Source organism: Pseudomonas medicaginis (genome assembly GCF_965119365.1).
Lineage (GTDB): Bacteria > Pseudomonadota > Gammaproteobacteria > Pseudomonadales > Pseudomonadaceae > Aquipseudomonas.
Map to the genome: position 1 here is coordinate 6,271,543 of NZ_OZ221631.1, position 20,017 is coordinate 6,291,559.

17 protein-coding genes, 1 tRNA gene and 1 pseudogene are annotated in these 20,017 nt (G+C 61.7%); 9 read left to right on the forward strand and 10 right to left on the reverse strand.

Annotated features, from left to right (window positions below; all coding sequences use genetic code 11):
- Positions 1-47: 47 nt before the first annotated feature.
- From ACMTA2_RS27650 to ACMTA2_RS27660, 3 genes are all read right to left on the reverse strand, one after another.
- Complete coding sequence (locus ACMTA2_RS27650; RefSeq protein ID WP_413792632.1) at positions 48-635, reverse strand: hypothetical protein; 588 nt, start codon at positions 633-635, stop codon at positions 48-50.
- A 4-nt stretch (positions 636-639) separates the two neighbouring features.
- Positions 640-1,083, reverse strand: a complete 444-nt coding sequence (locus ACMTA2_RS27655; protein WP_413792633.1) for a DUF3592 domain-containing protein — start codon at positions 1,081-1,083, stop codon at positions 640-642.
- Positions 1,084-1,274: 191 nt separating this feature from the next.
- Entirely contained in the window at positions 1,275-2,492 is a 1,218-nt protein-coding gene (locus ACMTA2_RS27660) for an MFS transporter (RefSeq protein ID WP_413792634.1), read from the reverse strand.
- Positions 2,493-2,822: 330 nt separating this feature from the next.
- Here ACMTA2_RS27660 and ACMTA2_RS27665 point away from each other — a divergent pair, with 330 nt between their 5' ends.
- From ACMTA2_RS27665 to ggt, 3 genes are all read left to right on the forward strand, one after another.
- Complete coding sequence (locus ACMTA2_RS27665; RefSeq protein ID WP_413792635.1) at positions 2,823-4,880, forward strand: methyl-accepting chemotaxis protein; 2,058 nt, start codon at positions 2,823-2,825, stop codon at positions 4,878-4,880.
- Between the two features lie 103 nt (positions 4,881-4,983).
- Positions 4,984-5,060, forward strand: a tRNA-Met gene (locus ACMTA2_RS27670).
- Between the two features lie 184 nt (positions 5,061-5,244).
- Positions 5,245-7,101: a gamma-glutamyltransferase gene (ggt, locus tag ACMTA2_RS27675; RefSeq protein ID WP_413792636.1), complete on the forward strand. Its 1,857-nt coding sequence runs from the start codon at positions 5,245-5,247 to the stop codon at positions 7,099-7,101.
- Here the strand turns inward: ggt and ACMTA2_RS27680 are convergent.
- The 4 genes and pseudogenes from ACMTA2_RS27680 to ACMTA2_RS27695 form a co-directional block, all read right to left on the reverse strand.
- Positions 7,083-7,316, reverse strand: coding sequence for a helix-turn-helix domain-containing protein (locus ACMTA2_RS27680; protein ID WP_413792637.1), 234 nt, complete (start codon positions 7,314-7,316; stop codon positions 7,083-7,085). The genes ggt and ACMTA2_RS27680 overlap by 19 nt on opposite strands.
- Before the next feature lie 7 nt (positions 7,317-7,323).
- Positions 7,324-7,878, reverse strand: a complete 555-nt coding sequence (locus ACMTA2_RS27685) for a DUF2975 domain-containing protein (RefSeq protein WP_413792638.1) — start codon at positions 7,876-7,878, stop codon at positions 7,324-7,326.
- Positions 7,879-7,968: 90 nt separating this feature from the next.
- Positions 7,969-8,400, reverse strand: a complete 432-nt coding sequence (locus ACMTA2_RS27690) for a methyl-accepting chemotaxis protein (RefSeq protein WP_370873836.1) — start codon at positions 8,398-8,400, stop codon at positions 7,969-7,971.
- 108 nt (positions 8,401-8,508) lie between these two features.
- Positions 8,509-9,468: pseudogene (locus ACMTA2_RS27695) on the reverse strand (PAS domain-containing protein); the annotation flags it as partial.
- Between the two features lie 35 nt (positions 9,469-9,503).
- Here ACMTA2_RS27695 and ACMTA2_RS27700 point away from each other — a divergent pair.
- Positions 9,504-10,922, forward strand: a complete 1,419-nt coding sequence (locus tag ACMTA2_RS27700) for a short-chain fatty acid transporter (protein WP_413792639.1) — start codon at positions 9,504-9,506, stop codon at positions 10,920-10,922.
- A 113-nt stretch (positions 10,923-11,035) separates the two neighbouring features.
- Positions 11,036-12,205, forward strand: coding sequence for a hypothetical protein (locus ACMTA2_RS27705; RefSeq protein WP_413792640.1), 1,170 nt, complete (start codon positions 11,036-11,038; stop codon positions 12,203-12,205).
- Between the two features lie 140 nt (positions 12,206-12,345).
- Here the strand turns inward: ACMTA2_RS27705 and can are convergent, their stop codons facing one another.
- Complete coding sequence (can, locus tag ACMTA2_RS27710; RefSeq protein WP_003185433.1) at positions 12,346-12,990, reverse strand: carbonate dehydratase; 645 nt, start codon at positions 12,988-12,990, stop codon at positions 12,346-12,348.
- Between the two features lie 132 nt (positions 12,991-13,122).
- On the opposite strand from can, the gene ACMTA2_RS27715 reads away from it, so the two are divergent.
- A complete protein-coding gene (locus ACMTA2_RS27715; protein ID WP_413792641.1) occupies positions 13,123-13,527 on the forward strand; it encodes a serine kinase/phosphatase in 405 nt (134 codons plus the stop codon).
- Positions 13,528-13,713: 186 nt separating this feature from the next.
- On the opposite strand, the gene rimI is transcribed toward ACMTA2_RS27715, so the two are convergent.
- Together rimI and ACMTA2_RS27725 are read right to left on the reverse strand one after the other, a co-directional pair.
- Complete coding sequence (rimI, locus tag ACMTA2_RS27720; RefSeq protein WP_047229376.1) at positions 13,714-14,166, reverse strand: ribosomal protein S18-alanine N-acetyltransferase; 453 nt, start codon at positions 14,164-14,166, stop codon at positions 13,714-13,716.
- Positions 14,159-14,938 carry an energy transducer TonB gene (locus tag ACMTA2_RS27725; protein WP_413792642.1) on the reverse strand — a complete coding sequence of 260 codons (780 nt, stop codon included), beginning with the start codon at positions 14,936-14,938 and terminating at the stop codon, positions 14,159-14,161. Before ACMTA2_RS27725 ends, rimI begins: the two co-directional genes overlap by 8 nt.
- Before the next feature lie 181 nt (positions 14,939-15,119).
- Here ACMTA2_RS27725 and mksB point away from each other — a divergent pair, with 181 nt between their 5' ends.
- The 3 genes from mksB to mksF are packed head-to-tail and all read left to right on the forward strand — an operon-like array spanning position 15,120 to position 19,928.
- The gene (mksB, locus tag ACMTA2_RS27730; protein WP_413792643.1) at positions 15,120-16,400 is read left to right on the forward strand and encodes an Mks condensin complex protein MksB; all 1,281 of its coding nucleotides are present in this window, start codon (positions 15,120-15,122) and stop codon (positions 16,398-16,400) included.
- Entirely contained in the window at positions 16,390-17,091 is a 702-nt protein-coding gene (mksE, locus tag ACMTA2_RS27735; RefSeq protein WP_413792644.1) for an Mks condensin complex protein MksE, read from the forward strand. Before mksB ends, mksE begins: the two co-directional genes overlap by 11 nt.
- The gene (gene mksF / locus ACMTA2_RS27740) at positions 17,088-19,928 is read left to right on the forward strand and encodes an Mks condensin complex protein MksF (protein WP_413792645.1); all 2,841 of its coding nucleotides are present in this window, start codon (positions 17,088-17,090) and stop codon (positions 19,926-19,928) included. The genes mksE and mksF overlap by 4 nt, the downstream gene beginning before the upstream one ends.
- Positions 19,929-20,017 lie beyond the last annotated feature (89 nt).

Consider the following 20,017-nt stretch of genomic DNA (forward strand, 5'->3'; position numbering starts at 1 on the left):
CGCGAGAGGTTGACTCCCCTGGCGTTGAAAGGCCCCGCAACACATTCCTAGAACAGATACCCCATGTAGATCGCCGCACCACCACCGGCCTGCAAACCGGCGTTCACGCCGGCCATGACCACCGCGCCCTTGGCCGAGCGCGCCAGTTGCCGGTTGACCGTGCTCGAAGCGATGATCGAGGTCGCCGGGTTTGAGCTCAGGGCCACCGACAACGCCAGCAACTTGGGATCGAGCCCGAACAGCAGGGCCGTGGCCGAACCGCCGATCCCCAGCCCCACACCCACTTCGGTATACATGCAAGGGCCGGTGATGTCGTCGCTGGTCAGATCGCCATTGACCAAGGCATCGCTGACAAACACCTTGCCGGTGCTGGGAAACGCCTCCGCCGCACCGGCCGCCGCTACACCCTTGCCCTTGATCTGGATATTGATCTTGCCAAAGCGCGGCAGCCTTGCGCCAAACCCGACACCCACGCCAACACCGCCATAGCGATAACTGACGTCTTCGCCCTGGGGTGAGCGCAGGGTAATCGAGCCGCCGCTGCCCGCCACCATGACCACGGTCAGGCCGCCACCGCTGGCGGTCTGGTACTGCCAACGACTTTCATTGACCGGGAGTGGGATGTTGTAGCTCATACGTTCAAAGTCCTTTATGTGGATGAACCGCAGCGCGACCGCGTTGACGGAAGGCTTTCAGCAGGCCGACAAGGGTGAACACCAGACCGATGAACCCCAGCACCCCGGAGGTGCCCCACAGTGCGGCCGGGGCATCGACGATCGCACTGCCAGCCGGCTGCTCGGACAGGTAATGCACCCGCACGGGCTGGTTTTTCTGGTAGCCGAAGATAAAGCCGCCTTGGGGATAGGAAATCTTTTCGCCACTGAGGGTGGTGAAGGCGATCTCGGGATGCGAACCACCGGCATTCAAGTGGCTGACAATGCCATCGGCGGTCTGTGCCCGAGCGAGGAAATCGCGGCGGTCGAGGGTGAGGTTGATGGCAATGCCCAACAAGCCAATGCCGATCAGGGCAAAAAGCAGGCCCAGCAGTATCGTCCCGATGCGTGACGGGGTGTCGTTAGCCATGGCTTATCCCGGTATTCATCCATGAAAGAAGGCGGCGAGCATAACAAAAAGCCAAGCCATGGCGTAATGCTGGATTTGGGTGCGGCGCTACGGTGTTGGGTCAGTCTGAATGATGCTGGAGGAGCCGACACCTTCGCGAGCAAGCTCGCGATAGCGAGCGCTCGGCTCACCTGGATGCTTGAGCCGCTCTCTCAAGCCTTTCGGGTGCTCGGCAAGAAAATCGCCAACACTCCGAGCAACGGCAGGAACGAGCACAGCCAGTACACATACTCGATACCACGGATGTCCGCCAGATGCCCCAGCAACGCGGCGCCAATCCCACCGAAGCCGAACATCAGCCCGAAGAAGACCCCGGCGATCATCCCGACATTGCCCGGCACCAGTTCCTGGGCGTATACGACGATGGCCGAGAACGCCGAGGCGAGGATGAAGCCAATGACCACGCTGAGGATGCTGGTCCACAGCAGGTCAACGTGAGGCAGGATCAGAGTGAACGGTGCGACGCCGAGGATCGAGAACCAGATCACCGCCTTGCGTCCGATCCTGTCGCCAATCGGTCCACCAAAAAAGGTCCCCGCAGCCACTGCGCCGAGAAACAGGAACAGGTGCAACTGCGAAGAGGCCACCGACAGGTCGAACTTCTCGATCAGATAGAACGTGAAGTAGCTGGTAAAACTGGCCATGTAGAAATACTTGGAAAACACCAGCAGCCCCAGCACCACCAGTGCGCTCAAGACCCGGCCCTTGGACAGGCCATGGGTAGCCGCCTGGCCTTGCTTGAGTTTGAACAGGTTCAAATGGTTGGCGTACCAGCGGCTGATGCGGTACAGCACGAACAGCGCAAACAGGGCGAACAGCCCGAACCAGGCCACATTGCCTTGCCCGTAGGGAATGATGATCGCCGCCGCCAGCAGTGGGCCGAAGGCAGAGCCGGCATTACCGCCCACCTGGAACGTCGATTGCGCCAACCCGTAGCGGCCACCCGAGGCCAGTCGGGCCACCCGCGATGCTTCCGGGTGGAACGTCGACGAACCGATGCCGATCAAGGCTGCCGCCAACAGGATCAAGGCAAAACTGCCAACCATGGACATCATCACAATGCCGATCAGCGTGCACACCGTCCCGGCCGGCAGCAGCCAGGGCTTGGGGTGTCGATCCGTGTGATAACCGACCCATGGCTGTAGCAAAGACGCAGTCAACTGGAACGTCAGGGTGATCAGGCCGACCTGGGTGAAAGTCAGACCATAGCTGTCCTTGAGCATCGGATAAATCGAAGGCAACACCGCCTGGATCAAGTCGTTGATCAGGTGCGCCAGCGCCACGGCCCCGATGATGCGCATGACCAACGGGCTGCTTTGCGCCGGGGCGGCAAGCGATGGGATGTCGGCCTGGGTATTGCTGATAGCCATGGGAGTTTCCATACGACAGGGAGTGCACACGGGCAGGTGCATCAATGTGCCATTTTTCGGTGCAAGAAGGCTATCCCCTTAGCTTGCTATCGACCTTGAAAATTTGTCGGAATCCAAGGTAATAGCCCAACGCCATGGTCTGAATCTTGCCTTCTTAATGGGCTATAACGCGGCCCCTTACAAAGGGGACCGAGAATGGGAAGTTTCGCTACAGAGCTGGCCATCAAGCCGATTTGGACAAACTTTCAAGGCCTTTTAAAAGGGCACCCGTTTCCGCACTTGTGTAGAAACGCACAAAAACAGTGCAAGGGTGTTCAGGGGAGTATGGGCATGCAGGCTTTTCTATCACCGGGAATCAGGTTGTTGGGGCATTTCGGCTTCGCCCGCAAATTCCAATTGTTGTTCCTTCTTTTTATCCTGCCGCTCATGGGCAGCCTGTGGCTCATCGGCCAGGACTATCGCGACAAACTCAGCCTGATTTCCGGGGAACGCGAGGGGGTGCGCCAATTGCTGGCCCTGGATAACCTCGACAACCTGCTCACCGCTCAGCGCAACCGCGCCGCCCGCTGGCGTGCCACCGAGACCAATCGGCAGCCGACACCCGCGACGCTGGCCGCCATGGCGGCGTACGATGCCGTGCAGCCGGCCCTCAACCAGGCCGCCAGTGACCTGGCCAATACCCTGCAAACCGAAGGGGCCGAAGCCGACACCCTCGCCCGCTATCAGACCCTGCAAACCAGCCTCAACGGTCTGGACTCGAAAAGCCTGGGCGGCGTGGGTTGGTGGCCGGATGGCTACGACCGCTTCACCACGGCCCTCAGCGCCCTGCAGGCGTTGCGCGAGCAGATGGTCATGGACAATCGCCTGACCCTCGCCTCCTGGTTGGAAACTTATCTGCTGACCCAGATTTCCACCCAACAGACGCCAGACCTGATCGAACGGGTCGGCCGCCTGGCCAGCGTCGGCCAGGCTTCCGTGGTGTCAGGCCAGTTCACGCTGCAGAGTCGCCTGCAGCTGCGGGACCTGCGCAGCCGTATCGGTGACGCCCGGGATCAACTGGTCAAGACTGGAGCGTTGCTGGAAAGCCGTCTGCCCAGCGAATTGCAAACCTGGGCCGGACAATTCCAAGGCAGCCTCAAGCACTTGGACGCTGGCCTGAAAGTGTTGGATGACGGCGTGTTCGGCGGCGCCATCAACCTGAAGCCGGAAGACTTCGAAAAACACATCGATGCCCTCCTCACCGACCTGGCAACTCTACGGCAACAGTCATTGATGGCGCTGGATACACGACTGGACCACTACCACGGCTCGGCGATTCGCCAGTTCACCCTGGTAGCGACGGTGCTGGGCTGCCTGCTGCTGGCGGCGCTGTATCTTTTCATGTGCCTGCAAGCGTCGATCCGGCGCAGCGCCAGCGGCATCACCCTGCTGGCCGAGGCCCTGCGCGACGGCAATCTCAGCCTGCAGGTGCCGGTGCAAGGGCGTGATGAACTGGCGGCCATCAGCACAGCCCTGAACGTCGCTGTGGTGCAGTTGCGCAACAGCCTGCTGGGGGTGGACCACGAGACATTGCAACTGAGCAATGCCGTGCGCACCCTCAATACACATTCCAGCGGCGCCCTGGGGGAAGTCGAGACCCAGCAGATGCAGATCAGCCAGATCGCCGCCGCCGCGACGCAACTGGCCGCCACCTCCCAGGGCGTGGCGAAGAGCTGTGAACAAGCTTCCGATAGCGCCCAGCAGACCCGCCGCATCGCCGCCGACAGCAGTCGCGACAGCCAACGCACCACGGCGAGCATCCAGCAACTCAACCAGCGACTCAACGAAACCGCCGCCGCACTGGGGCGGGTCAGCGAACAGGGGCAACAGATCCAACTGGTGGTCGATACCATTCGTGGCGTGGCCGAGCAGACCAATCTCCTGGCCCTCAATGCCGCCATCGAAGCGGCTCGCGCCGGGGAACAGGGCCGTGGCTTCGCAGTAGTAGCCGATGAAGTACGCAGCCTGTCGCAACGCACCCAGTCCTCCACACAGCAGATTGCCGGCACTGTCGACAGCCTGCGTGCCACGGTCAACGAAGCCGTCAGCCTGATGGAGGCCGCCTGCGGCCAAGCCCAGACCGACGCTCAAGCCGTCACCGGCCTGGGCGAACGGCTGGGAGAAATTGCCAGCGCCGTGCAAAGCGTCACCGACACCCTGGCGCAAATCGCCACCGCCGTGGATGAACAAGCCAGCACCGCCGACGAGGTCAGCGGCAATATCCAGCAGGTCGACCAGGCGGCCATGCGCTTGCTCGAAGGCGCACGGGCCGTGAACGTGGCGGCCGACACCTTGAGTCAGGGAAGCCAAGCCCTGAGTGCCAACACAGGGAGATTTCAGCTCGGCTGACAGGAATTTGCAGCGAGGATTGTTAAGCGGTTGAAAGCGCAGAGAAATATTTTAGATTTACGCTTGACACATCTTCGTTACCGGCGAATAATGCGCGCCACTTGGCTACATAGCTCAGTTGGTTAGAGCATAGCATTCATAATGCTGGGGTCCGGGGTTCAAGTCCCTGTGTAGCCACCAAGTACTAAAAACGGCCTATCGAAAGATAGGCCGTTTTTTTATGCCTCGAGAAAAGCACCTGCCCTCCCAGGACTTGTTTGCGCCCCCGCGATCAGGGGCAGCCCTGAGACGTTGCTCAGGCTCGTGCTGATTTGCGCCCCGCGCCTCGCCTCGCTACAGTCGGCCTCTATATCCCAGCCCACGGATGGAGCGACACGTGCCTACAGATCTGAAACCGAACCTTCATCGCCTGTCAGCCGCTTCGTTGTTGGCGGTCGCCCTGGCACTCAGCGCCTGTAAGGCCCCGCCCTCCTCCACCGCCACGCCGGCATTGCCCGCCCCGCCGGAAACCACATCCGGCTACCGCACCGATCTGCAGACCCGTCACGCCGACAAGCACATGGCGGCCGCGGCCAACCCACTGGCCGCTGAGGCGGGGCGGGAGATGTTGCGACGCGGTGGCTCGGCCATCGACGCGGCGATTGCGATGCAAGCGGTGCTGACCCTGGTGGAGCCGCAATCTTCGGGCATTGGCGGCGGTGCATTCATTGTGCTGTGGGATGGCAAGGCCGTGCGCACCTACGACGGTCGCGAAACAGCACCGGCTGGCGCCACCGAAAGACTTTTCCTGCAAGCCGATGGCAAACCCATGCCATTCACCGCCGCTCAGATCGGCGGCCGCTCCGTGGGTACGCCAGGGGTGTTACGCGCCCTGGAACTGGCCCACCGCAAACACGGACGCCTGAAATGGGCGACGCTGTTCGAGCCGGCCATCGCGCTGGCAAAGCAAGGTTTTGCGATCTCGCCCAGGTTGCATTCGTTGATCGCGACCGATCCGTCCCTGCCGGGCTCGCCGGACATGGCAGCCTACTTCCTGAACGCCGATGGCAGCCCGAAAGCCGTTGGTGCGACACTGAAGAATCCGGCCTTGGCCGGCGTGCTCAAGCGCATCGCCAACGAAGGCCCGGACGCGTTGTACAAAGGGCCCGTGGCCGAGGAGATGGTCGCCAAGGTGCGTGGCCACGCCAATCCCGGCAGCCTTTCGCTCAATGACCTCCAGGGCTACGCCGCCCGAGAGCGTGCGCCGTTGTGCTCCGACTACAAGCGCTGGCAAGTGTGCGGCATGGCGCCCCCTTCTTCTGGTGGAGTCGCCTTGGCGCAGATCCTCGGGACATTGCAGGCCCTCGAACAGCGCGACAGCCACAATGCCCTTGCGCCGTTGAAACCCCTCAAGACCGACAGGCCCGCTGGCATAGAGCCCGCACCCGAAGCGGTGCACCTGATCGCCGAAGCTGAACGCCTGGCCTACGCCGACCGCGCCCAATACCTCGCCGATTCGGATTTCGTTCCCGTACCGGTCAATGGCCTGGTCGATCCGAGTTACCTGGCCAGCCGCGCCAACCTGATCGGCCCACGCAGCATGGGCGTTGCCAAGCCCGGGACACCGCCGGGTGTCCAGGTAGCCTACGCGCCGGACCGTTCGCCGCTGCGCATTTCCACCTCGCAAGTGGTGGCGGTGGATGACCAGGGCGGTGCAGTGTCCATGACCACCACGGTGGAGTCGGCGTTCGGCTCGCACCTGATGGTCCAGGGTTTCATGCTCAACAACCAGATGACCGACTTCTCGTTCATTCCCGAAGAGAATGGGCAAAAAGTCGCCAACCGCGTCGAACCCGGCAAGCGCCCCCGCTCGTCCATGGCTCCGACCTTGATTTTTGATCGCCAGAGCGGCGAATTGTTAGCCACCGTCGGTTCGCCCGGGGGCTCGCAGATCATCGAATACGTCGCCAAGTCAGTGATCGGCCTGCTGGATTGGAACCTGGATCCGCAAACCGCCATCAATCTTCCCAACTTCGGTAGCCGCAATGGCCCCACCGAACTGGAAAAGGGGCAGTTCAGCCCGACGCTGGTCCAAGCACTGAAAGACAAAGGCCATGCTGTGAGCGAGATCGACATGAACAGCGGCAGCCAGGCCATTGTCCGGGTGCGTGATGCGCAAGGGAAAACCTCGTTGGCCGGCGGTGCGGACCCAAGGCGCGAGGGTCAAGCACTGGGCGATTGATCGAGCTCGCCCTGCGGTTGATAGACCAGCAGGTCCGCCGGCTGACATTGCAGATAGCTGCAAATGGCTTCGAGGGTCGCCAGGCGTATGCCCTTGACCTTTCCTTGTTTCAACAAGGAAAGGTTGGCTTCGGTAATGCCGATTGCAGCAGCAAGGTCCTTGGATTTGACCTTGCGCATGGCCAGCATCACATCGAGTTGAATAACGATGGGCATGAGGGCCTCAAACAAATGTTCTGTTTTCTGAATCGACTTCACTGGCCTGGGACAGTATCCGGGCAATGATCGCAATACAGGCGGCAAGAAATAAAGCAACGAAAGACGGCGCGGTAATACTGAAGCTAAGCAATCGCTGGCCAACCGGCGCATTGATCGTCACCAGCAGGCTGAGAAACGGCTCGCAGATGAAGTCCAGCAGCACCCACAACGCCACCGCACGCCCCACATTCCCCAGGTAAACCGCTGCTGAGGTGGAAAAGTATTGCCCTTGGGCGTAGTGCTTGAAGAGCCTGCGCAAGTGGGTAAGCCCGACCGCCAGGGCCAGCAAGGGAATGCTTGTCAACAGTATCCCACCCAGGCACTGCCACCCCGTCAACCGCAGCGCCTCTTCAGGCAAGCTCGACAACTGCCGCTCGGTCAGGGCGAACCCCAGGCCATATCGGGCGGCCGTGTCAGGATACAGCCAGGCCACAGCGTTGACGACCATCATCGCGACCATGAAAACAAGGGTGATGACTGCCATCCGCTGGCTATACAGAGCAAGGCGATTCGAATGCATGTGAGGCTCCAATAGAATATGGGAGCCCAGAACATAGCCATTTAATTATCGCAAAACAATAATTAATATGTAAAAAACAATAATCCCACATCAAGTGGACAACTGATTGGCGAACTGGCTCACGGCATCGACGACCTTCTTCGCCCCGTCCTGGATCTCGACGATCACCGTCCCCGCCTCCGCGGCCAGAGCCAGGCCATGCTCGGCCTGGTGCTGGCCGTCGGTCATCAGCGCCACGGCGTTGCGGGCCATGTCCTGGTTCTGACGGACTACGCCGACGATTTCGTCGGTCGCCTGGCTGGTACGCGATGCCAGCTGGCGCACCTCATCGGCCACCACCGCAAAACCCCGGCCTTGCTCGCCGGCCCGGGCCGCCTCGATCGCGGCGTTGAGCGCCAGCAGGTTGGTCTGTTCGGCGATGCCGCTGATGGTCTTGACGATGGTACCAATCACCAGGGATTGCTCGTTCAGCGCCTCGATGCCTTCGCCAGCGGTTTGCATGTGCCGGGCCAGGTCGCGCATCACATCCACCGCCTGAGTCACCACAGTCGTGCCGCGCTGGGCGCTGTTGTCGGTCTGCAATGAAGTGCTGTAGGCGATGTTGGCTGCCTCGGCGACGGCTTTTTCCTGGTTGACCTGGTCGGTGATGTTGGTGGCGAACTTGACTACTTTATACAGTCGCTCGTTGGCATCGAGCACCGGGTTGTAGGAGGCTTCCAGCCAGACCTCACGACCACTGCTGTCGATACGCTTGAAGCGGCCGGCCACGAATTCACCGCTGTTCAGGCGTTTCCAAAACTGCTCGTAGGCCGCGCTGTTGTATTCCTCAGGCTCACAAAACATACGGTGGTGCTTGCCCTTTATCTGCGCGAGGCTGTAACCCATGGCGCCGAGGAAGCGATCATTGGCCGTCAGTACGTGACCGCCCAGATCGAACTCGATCACCGCCGTTGAACGCACCAACGCGCCGATGAGGTTTTCATGTTCACGGGAAGCCTCGATGGTGCGGGTCAGATCGTTGGAATACATCGAAAAAAAACGGATCCGCCCGTCGGCATTCCGCACGGGCTGGAGGATCGAACGCAGCCAGGCTTCCTGGCCATTGCCCCGAAGCAAGCGCACGGCACCGGAGAAATGTTCGCCACGGGTCAGCGCCGACTTGAAACGAGCCTGGAATTCATTGGATTTCAAATAGGCAGGAACCAGCTCATCCACAGGCCGGCCGACCAGGTCCTGGCTCTTGTAGCGCATCTCGTCGAGGAAGTTCTGATTGACCGATTGAATCCGTCCATCGGCATCCAGGGTGAGGCCAAGCATTTCTCGATCCAGGCTTTCCTTGACTTGCACAAGGCTGGACAGTTCTTGGCGAAGAGCCAGTAGCTCCTGCTTCAGGCGGTTGTTGAACATGGGCAGCTCCAAGACAGCAGAAGGATTGAACACGCTGTTCCCTTGCCATCGGCCCGGCAATTTTTTTCTAAAGAGCACCGTGAGCCCCATTGAAATTTCCAGGGTGCCCTCGAACCCGATGCGTCTCCCATGGTCACTGGATTGTTCCAGGGTTGCGCCTGACCTATGAAGCCTTGCCACCATCAATACCCATAACCATAAAAACGAGGTAATTGCCTGTGACCACTGACATCGAAGACAGCCGTTCCGCCCGCTTCGCCTTGCGCTGTTCCGGTTTCGCCGAGCGCTGGTTCCCCGACTCCTGGGTCTTCGCCGCGCTGGCAGTGCTGGTGGTCGCCGTGGCGACGCAATTCATCGGCGCCACGCCCACGGCGGCGGCCATGGCATTCGGCGACGGCTTCTGGAGCCTGATCCCGTTCACCATGCAAATGGCCTTCGTCGTGATCGGCGGTTACGTGGTCGCCAGCTCACCGCCCGCCGTCAAACTGATTGATCGCTTGGCGCGCATTCCGACCAACGGTCGCTCCGCAGTGGCATGGGTGGCGCTGATTTCCATGGTCGCGTCGTTGCTCAACTGGGGACTGTCGTTGGTATTTGGCGGTTTGCTGGTGCGCGCCCTTGCCCGGCGCACCGACCTGAAGATGGACTACCGCGCAGCCGGTGCCGCAGCTTACTTGGGCCTGGGCGCAGTGTGGGCATTGGGGCTGTCTTCGTCGGCGGCGCAATTGCAGGCCAACCCGGCCAGCCTGCCCCCTTCGATCCTGTCGATTACTGGCGTCATTCCTTTCACCCAGACGATTTTCCTCTGGCAGTCTGGCGTGATGCTGCTGGCGCTGATCGTGATCTCGTTACTTGTCGCGTACGCCACCGCCCCCGGCCCTGGCAGCGCCCGTGACGCCGCCGCTTGTGGTGTCGACCCGAGTTTCAGCATGCCTGCACTGCAGCCCCGTACCCGTCCCGGCGAATGGCTGGAACACAGTCCGCTGCTGACCATCGCCCTAGTGCTGCTGGCAGTCGGCTGGCTGTTCCATGAATTTTCGACCAAGCCTGCGATCAGCGCCATTTCCGGTCTCAATACCTACAACTTTCTGTTCATCATGCTGGGCGCCTTGTTGCACTGGCGGCCGCGCAGCTTTCTTGACGCTGTAGCCCGGGCGGTGCCGACCACCACGGGCGTGTTGATCCAGTTTCCGTTGTACGGCTCGATCGCCGCGCTGCTGACAACGGTCAAGGGTAGCGATGCCCAGACCCTGGCCCACCATATCTCGACCTTTTTCGTTCAAATCGCCTCCCATGACACTTACGCCTTGCTGATGGGCGTCTATTCGGCGGTCCTGGGCTTTTTCATTCCTTCCGGCGGCGGCAAGTGGATCATCGAAGCGCCCTACGTCATGCAGGTGGCCAACGACCTGAACTACCACCTGGGCTGGGCCGTGCAGATCTACAACGCCGCCGAAGCGCTGCCGAACCTCATCAACCCGTTCTACATGCTGCCATTGCTGGGGGTGCTGGGGCTGAAAGCCAGGGACTTGATCGGTTTTTCCTTCGTGCAGTTGCTGGTGCATACGCCGTTGGTGCTGGCGCTGCTGTGGGCCCTGGGGACGACATTGAGTTATTTGCCACCAGTGATGCCATAAAGCCATAAAAAAGGGCCGATATTTCCATCGGCCCACTTCTTCTTCGGCCCAGTCTGTTTCAGTATGGCTACGCCCTGTTTTTGAGGGTCCCTCACGCTGAAAAGGATCTGAGCATGTTCAAACTCGCCGTACTTCCTCTTGCCGCCCTAACCCTGAGCGCCACCGTCCACGCCGCCGACGTCACCAACATCGACGTGCAACTGGGCAGCACCGAGCGCGTCACGCGCCTCTTCGCCTACCCCAACAACTGCAACGTCATTTGTTTTCGCGACTGGACCCTGGAGCAGACCGTCGAGCATTACCTGACTCAAAGCGTGCAGCGCGACGGCTACGGCACCGCCAAGGTCCAGGTCAAAATCGACAACGATAAGGTTTATGCCAGCATCGATGGGGTGCCGAAGAGTTACGGCCAACCGCTGAAAGCCTTGCTCGATGCCGGGGACCTGGCCTACAACGGCGCCTCGAAACTCAACACCGATAAGAAATGGGCCTACAACTGGTACCTGTTCCTGCCGCTGGGCATGGCCTTGGAAAACCGCAAGAGTGTCGAGCTGCTGCACTTCCCGCCGGATTACTCCCTGACTCAGGCGCAGGATTACCTGGAGTCGGCGACCACCGATCGCTGGGCCACCTTGCTGACCGCCAACGGCATTGCGGCTGAACAGACCCCGGCCTACCAGACCATCATTGATATTGCGCCCATCGCGGCACCGTCCAACGCCGGCAGCACGCTGGCGGGGCTCTACAGCTACTTCAACGATTACCAGACCACCATGGTCACGCAGGTCACCCAAACCGCCAGCAACACCGCATTGCCGATGGTGGCCTTCGGAGCGCCCGTTCGGGACTGGATCAAGACCCAGTACGGCCCGACCGTGAACGTACTCGGCCTGGCGACCATCACAACCGGCAGCGGGCTCAAGGTTCCGGTCCTGGGCTCCAACCATCCGAGCTACATCTGGTATGCCGCCGACAAGGATAGCTACGACGGTGACGAAGCCAAGGCTGATGCCGCTGGCTTGAAAGTCATGGGCCAGGACCTGAGTGCTTCATGCTGGCAGGCCGGCATGGGCAGCAAGCCAGGCACCGACCCAAGCACCCTGCTGAACCAGTGCACGCAGACCTGGCAAGTCACGCAAAAGGAAAAGACCTGCGAGTTGTTCTACACCTCCATTCGCAACCTGACACCGGCTGATGCGGCGAAAAAATGCGAAACGCCGGCGATCAAGTCGCAACTTCCGCAACTGAAGGTGCCCATGCCGTTGCCCGCCGAGGCGGTGTAAACCTAGAGGCGCCTTCCCGCGTAAGCGTGCGTCGACACGGGAAAGCGCCGTTGGCCCCTGTCAGAGCCGACAGTAGATGAAACCTGCTCGTTGGGCGAACCGCCCAACCAGCAGGGAATGGCATGTCTACGGCACTGGCGTCAGGGCGCGCCGACCGGACGCAGCCGATACTGCGGCGGCAATTGCTCGAAACCACTGATCGTGGTGTCCAGGCTCTTCCAGCGTCCGTCCTTGATGCCGTAGATGCAGCCATGAATCGACAGTTTCTGCCCACGGTGCCAGGCGTTTTGCACAATGCTGGTATGACCGACGTTGGCCACTTGCTGGATCACGTTGAGCTCACACAGGCGGTCGACACGTTCTTCTTCGGTCGGCAACTGGCCCAACGCCTCGCGATGTTCGTAGTACAGGTCGCGAATCGAGCGCAGCCAGCCATCGATCAGGCCCAGTTGGCGGTCCTGCATCGAGGCACGCACACCGCCACAGCCGTAATGGCCGGTGACCAGGATGTGTTTGACCTTGAGCACATCCACCGCGTACTGGATCACCGACAGGCAGTTGAGGTCGGTGTGCAGCACCACGTTGGCCACGTTGCGGTGCACGAACAGATCACCCGGCAGCATGCCGACGATCTCGTTGGCCGGCACACGCGCATCGGAACAGCCGATCCACAGATACTCCGGGGTTTGCTGACGAGCCAGCTTGGCGAAGAAGTCAGGATCCTCCTGCTTGATCGCATCGGCCCAGCGCGCGTTGTTATCAATCAGATCTTGTAATTCGTTCATGCTGTCTAGCCTCGAGAGAGAGTGCGCAACTGTGACAAACGACCGCCGGTCGAGGTCACGTCGACGATGCATTGGAATTCCTGGCTGCGCTTCCGGTCGACACCAGTAAGGCCCACAGTATGAGGAATTACCATGAATGATTCACGACGCCCCTTCGATGCCGCGCAGCCGGAACCCATCGACGACAATGAAGATCGCATGGGCTCGATGCATGAACTGGCGTTCGACGAAGAAGAGCCCAGCGCGAAGATCGGTGACGAACTGCCGGAAAACGAACGCGAGCGCCTGATGCCTCGCGAACGCGTCCGAGAAGCCGGAATGACCGGGGCTTCGACGGATGATCACGAATCGACCGACGACGACATGAGCCCGGAAACCCTCATTCGCGAAGACGGCGCCCGGGACGCCCACGAGATCGGGGACGACGAACAGGCGGACTGGGACCTGAGCGTGGTGGATGAAAATGATATTGGCGGGGGCGACGGGCTGGACGAAGCGGAAATGGCCGATATCGATCCGCTGGATGGCAAGCGTTGACCCGACAATCGCCATCGCGAGCAAGCTCGCTCCCACAGTTTTTTGAGTTTGGCCTCGGATTTAATGCACACCGCCAAGCCCCTGTGGGAGCGAGCTTGCTCGCGATAGCGGTGGTTCAGTTTGCATCGATGTTGGATGTACCGCCGTCTTCGCGAGCAAGCCCGCTCCCACATGGGGCGCGGTGCTTCAGTCCACCAAGGTACACGCCATGACCACCGCATCTTCGCGCCCACCCACCGCCGGGTAGTAGTCCCGGCGCCGGCCCACTTCGTTGAAGCCATAGCGCTCATACAGCCGGAACGCCGTGCGATTGCTGTCACGCACTTCCAGGAAGCATTCCCGGGCCTCGGCTTTATAGGCAATCGACATCAAGTGTTCCAGCAGGCGCAAGCCCAGGCCGCGCCCCTGGTTTTCCGGCTTGACGGTGATGTTGAGCAGGTGCGCCTCGTCCAGGATGATCTGCACCACGCCATGACCCACTTGCTGCTGGCCTTCGAACATCAGCCAGATCTGGTATTTGCCCAGCCCGTCGAGAAATATCCCCCGGGTCCATGGGTGGCTGTAGGCGGCGTATTCGATTTTCAGTACAGCGTCGAGGTCCGCCTCGGTCATCGGGCGGAACGATACAGCGTCACTCATTCGATTCTTTCCAGCGCGCCATCAGCCGGCGCATGGCTTGCCAGACATCAGCCTTGCGCTGTGGCGTTTCCATTAACAGTTCCAACCCGGGCAACGCCCAGGCCGAGCCCAGGCCTTCGACCTGCAGTTCACGATTGAACGCTTCGGCATCCGCCTCGCCGGCAAACTTCACCGCCGGCAGGCCGATCAGCCACAGGCACACGCACGGTTCGTCTTCGAGCCGTGCCGAAACGAAGCCCTGGACGAAATCCCGCGCCGCGTCGGGCCCCTGGTCCAGGGTGCCCCGCGACAACAACGGCCAGCGCACCGGCTCGCCGATGATCTGCGGGCTGTCCGGCAGACCGGCAGCGCGCAGCATGTCCTTGAGCAGCAAGTAGGCCGGGTCGCGGCTTTGGAACGGTTCGCCCGTGGGCAACTCCACCAACAGCAGGCAACGCCCGGCCCGCAGCAGTTGCAGAGCGAAACGCGGCGGCGCGACGTAGGGGGCCTTGGGCGGCGCCTCGACAACCTCCTCCACTGGTTTGGCGTTGGTACGGGTCGAGGCCAGGCTTGGACGCGGCACTTCGATTTTTGGCCGCTCGACCACGGGCGCCACCGGCTCGGCGACCGTCTTGGCCACAGGCGCGCTCACGACCGGCGCGATGTACTCGGGCTCGGGCGTTTCCAGCAGCTCGGGCCGCGACGGGGCGGCGAACGGCAATTCGGTACGCGGCAGCCAGTTGACCACCTGCATGGCGGTCAGATAGGCGCGGCGGCGGGACTCGATAAGCAAGGGTCGGCCACTTGTGGATAACTGAAAGTGGGAGGGATTCTACCGCCCTTCGAGGCGGATCGCTTCCCTGTTGAGCCAATAGTTGACCGATAGAGAACGACAGTCCGTCCAAGGGGTGAATCGCAACCGGCCCGATGCAGTACAATCGCCGCTTTTAATTGCCAACCCGACGGCCATTGCGATGATCGAACCCAAGCGCGTCTTGCGCGCCCTCGCTGAACACTGGGCATTGCTGGAACCTTTGTGCGAGCACTTCGACCAGGGCACCTTGAGCCTCAACGAACTGCGTTCACAGCTGGCCGCCCAACAACTGGACAGTACGCCCCAGGACATCACCAGCCTGCTGGACGTGTGGATCCGCCTGGACATCCTCGTACCGGTGGCGAAAAGCCCGAACCGCTTCGAACTCAACGCCCAGATCCATGACTTCCTCGCCTATCTGCGCCGCGAACACCGCCTGGGCCTGTGCCTGGAGATCGAAGCCTACCTGCGCCACCTCGAGCGCCTGGCCGGCTACATCCAGGACGCCTTCGACGTGCGCGACGGCAACGACCTGGCCCGCCAGCTGCGCCTGCTGGACATGCGCGTGCGCGACGTGCTGAAGAAACTCGCCAACGACGAACAGGCCCTGGTGGCCGTGGCCGAACGGGCCAAGACCAGCGACCGGCAGATCCCGCTGCGCCAGCGTTACGCCGAAGTGCTGGCGACCTGGGACGAATACGTCGAACCGATGATCCAGTTGGTGAACGCTGACGGGGCCTTCGAGCAAGGCGTGCGCAAGGTCGAGAACGTGCTGTTGCGCATGCTCACCGAACAGCAGCGTCTCGGTCACCTGGTGGACGACGACATGCTGCTGCGCACCCACGCGCGCATCCTGGAGATGCAGACCAGCGCCCAGTTGACCCTGCGTCATGCCCGCGAACTGCTCCTGCCATTGCGCGAAGAAGCCCGCCGCCACAACGCCGTGACCCGTGGCGCCGCACTGGCCCTGGCCGCCATTCGCCGTAAAGGCATCGACGCCGTTCCGCAGGCCGCCATGCCACTGTTCACCCGGCCGCAAAGCACCTTCCTGGGCAGCGCCAGCCAGGTCGAAGCCTATGTGTACGCCTTGGCCCGTTTCGAGCCGAAACCGGCGCGCTTCCCCAAGTCCCACAAGACCCACAAGGGTGGCGAGGCACCGCGTGCACCACGCACCGTGCGCGAGATGGTCGAGCGTTGCGAAGACGCCCTGCCGATGCCAGACCTGATGACCTGGCTGCTGGAACAGGAGCCGGACGGCGCCACCGACGAATTGCTGTACTGGTTCTCGCGCCTGTCGCGGGAAAAACGCTTCAAGCGCGAGCGCCTGGAACGCCGCGAATACCACACTCACGAGCATCAGGTCAGCCTGCGCTCCTTCGCCCTGCTCTCGGTCGGCGACACCGCCGCCGAGGATTCTGCGAGCATCCCCCATGCATCTTGATCTATCCGAACTGTCCCAGCTGGCGCCGATCTTTCGCGAGCTGTTCAAGGGCTATCACGTCAGCCGCCGCGACCCGGAGCTGTACGCACAACTGTCGAACTTCCAGGACCAGTACCGCACGCTGTTCAAGGCCCTGGGCTTCGAGCTGGTGTGCGACACCCGTGGCTTCTATTACTTCGTGCCGGACCTGGCCGCCGCGGCGGTGAACAAGACCGCCCAGCGCCTGGCCCTGTTCACGTTCATCCTGGTGGAGCACCTGGCCGACCAGGGTCGCGACCCGATCGCCGTGCTCGACGGCGGCAGCCTGGGCCGCGATGAGCTGCCTTCACTGCTGGAAAAATACCGTGACCTGTTCATCCAGGCCGAAGTACAGACCCAGGAAGAGCTGGAAGAAAAAATCATGCGCCGCATGACTCAACTGGGCTTCGCCAGCGAAGAGAACGGTGTGTACCGCTTCCTGCCACCGATGCACCGTTTCCTCGACGTCTGCCTGTCCGTCCAGCAGGACCGCGACCTGGCCGCCAGCGTGCACAGTGTGCTGCCGTTGCCGGCACCGGTATTGATCGACGAAGACAGCGACGAAAAACTGCTGCAAACCGACGATCCGCTGGACCTCAGCGAATTCGAGGGTGAAAGCGAAGAAGACGCCCTGGCCCGCGCCATTGCCGAAGAACAGGAGACCGACGCATGAGCAAGGAACGCTACGGCATCCGCCGCTTTGCCCTTTTGAACACCGCCGGCTACAGCCTCGGCCTGTTCCCGCTGGAAGAACCGCTGTCGGTGTACGGCGCGAACAACCTCGGTAAATCCGCCTCGATCAACGCCTTGCAGTTCCCGATCCTGGCGCGCATGTCGGACATGAGCTTCGGCAAGTACAGCCTGGAACAATCCCGGCGCTTCTACTTTGCCTCCGACACCAGCTACATTCTGGTGGAAGTCGCCCTGCCCCATGGCCCGCACGTCATCGGCGTGGTCGGTCGCGGCCCCGGCGGCGGCTTCGGTCACCAGTTCTTTGCCTACGCCGGCAAGCTGGACCTGGCTCACTACCAGAAAGATGACACCTGCCTGCGCCAGAAAGAGCTGTTCACCAACCTGGAGCGCGAAGGCCTGAAAGCCTACGAACTCAAGCCCGATGAACTGCGACGCCTGCTGGTGGGGGGCCACACCTCGATCCCCCTGGACCTGACGCTGATCCCGCTGCGCTCCACCAGCGAGCAAAGCCTCAAGACCTTCCGCGCACTGTTCATCAACCTGCTGCACATGCGTGAAATCACCGCGGCCAAGCTCAAGCAGTTGTTCCTCGATGCGTTCGAGCACAGCTTGAGGTCCGGCAGCGTGGACTACATCGCCGCGTGCGAAGAAGCCTTCCGCGACGTACGCCGCATGGAGCAGGACTACAACTCCCTGGTGGCCGCCGGCCCGCTGGTGGAAGCCCTGGCCAATGGCGTGAAGCAGCGCGATATCCTGCGCGGCAAATTGCATCGCCTCTCGCCATTGCTAGACTCGCTGTTGGGCACCTGGTCGGACTACGCCAGTGCGCGCAAGGAAGAGCTGACCATCCAGGCCGAACACTACCGCAACGAACAGGATTCCCTGCAGAACGACCAGCGCGGCGGCACTCAGGAGCTGATGCGCCTGGAACGGGAAATCAGCGGCATCCAGCGCTGGCTCGGCGAGCTGTCGGTGCTCAAGCATCGGTTTGCCCTGGTGGATGACGTCAAGGTCCTGGAGCAGCAACTGCTCGCCGCCAAGGACGCCCACGACGAACTCGCCGGCGCCCTGGCCCAGTCCCGACAGTTCAGCGCCGAGGACTTGGAAGAGCGCCTGCGGGACCTGGAAAAGCGCCTGAAGTCGGTCAAGCAGCAACTCGATCACGCCGACAACAACAGCTACGCCCGCCTGCGTGAGGAATTCTCCCAGCAGGATGTCGAGCGCCTGATGCGCCTGTTCAACAGCGCCCTGTTCAGCCTGCCACTGGGCGAGCACGGCATCGCGCTGGACGAGAATAGCGAGTGGGTCAAATCCATGGAGCTGATCCTCGATGGCTTCAAGGGCGAGCGCTTCGAAGTGCCGGGCCTGTCCATCGACCTGTCCCACATCGAGCCCCCCGCCCTGCAAGCCCTGGCCGATCGCGCCGCGCTGCGGGACCAGAAAGAGCGCCTGGAAAAAGAACTCAAGCAGCTCAAGACCCAGCAAGCCGTGGCCGCCGACCGCGCCGCGAGCAAGACCCAGACCGAAACGCTGTACCAGCAGGTCCTCGATGCGCAGAAAGCCTTGGAGGACTTCCGTCGCACCCAGACCCTGAGTGCCGAGGAAGGCGAGAAGCTGGAGCAACTGGCGCAGATGGAAGCCGCCCAGGACGAACTCAAGCGCTCCAGCGATGCCTTCACCGAGCGCGTCCAGCAACTGTCCGCCAAGTTGCAACTGGTGGGCCGGCAGATCGCCGACATGGAAGCCAAGCAACGCACCCTCGACGACGCCCTGCGCCGTCGTCAATTGCTGCCGGCGGACTTGCCGTTCGGCACGCCGTTCATGGACCCGGTCGACGACTCCATGGACAACCTGCTGCCGTTGCTCAATGACTACCAGGACAGCTGGCAGGGGCTGCTGCGGGTCGACGGTCAGATCGAAGCACTGTATGCCCAGGTGCGCCTCAAGGGCGTGGCCAAGTTCGACAGCGAAGATGACATGGAGCGGCGCCTGCAACTGCTGATCAACGCCTACGCCCATCGCACCGACGAGGCCCTGACCCTGGGCAAGGCACGCCGTGCCGCCGTGACCGACATCGCCCGGACCCTGCGCAACATCCGCAGCGACTACGACAGCCTCGAGCACCAACTGGCCCTGTTCAACCGCGAGATCAACAAGCGCCAGGTGTCCAACCTGCAGAGTTTCCGTATCGTCCTGGCGCCGAACAAGGAAGCGCTCAAGCATATCGACCAGATCATCCACAGCGCCGGCCAGTACGAGGAAGGCGAGACGCTGTCGGTGTTCGACCTCAGCCAGAGCGCCGAGCAGGACAACAAGAACGAAGAAGCCAAGGAATACCTGGCACGGCTGGTGGCGGCGAACCACAACCAGCTCGGTCTCAAGGACCTGTTCGAACTGGCGTTCGAGATCACCAAGGTCAATGGTCAGCCCGTGATCCACACCGACATCGACGGCGCGGCGTCCAACGGCACCACCATGACCATCAAGGCGCTGACCAACATGTACTTGTTGCTGCACTTGATGGACCGTGAACAGGCCGGTCGCGTGCGCCTGCCGTACTACCTGGACGAAGCGGCGGACATCGACGAGAAAAACCAGGCCGCCCTGCTGGAAACCAGCCTGCAACTGGGCTTCGTGCCGATCCTGGCCAGTGTGAAGCCGCAGGTCTGCGCCAGTGTCGCCATCGACCTGGAAGGCGGCAGTGGTCCGAACGGCATCTACATCGACGAAGCGGACTGGAAATACATCCGTCGTCACGATGCGGTGAAGGCCACGGTGAATGTCCAGGCCGATGAGCCGGAGCTGGATCCGGTGTGATGTGAATATCCGGATGTGAAAAAGGCCGCGATCCCATGGATCGCGGCCTTTTTATTGCTCGATGTTTTTGCTCAGGTCGCCCGGTGGAC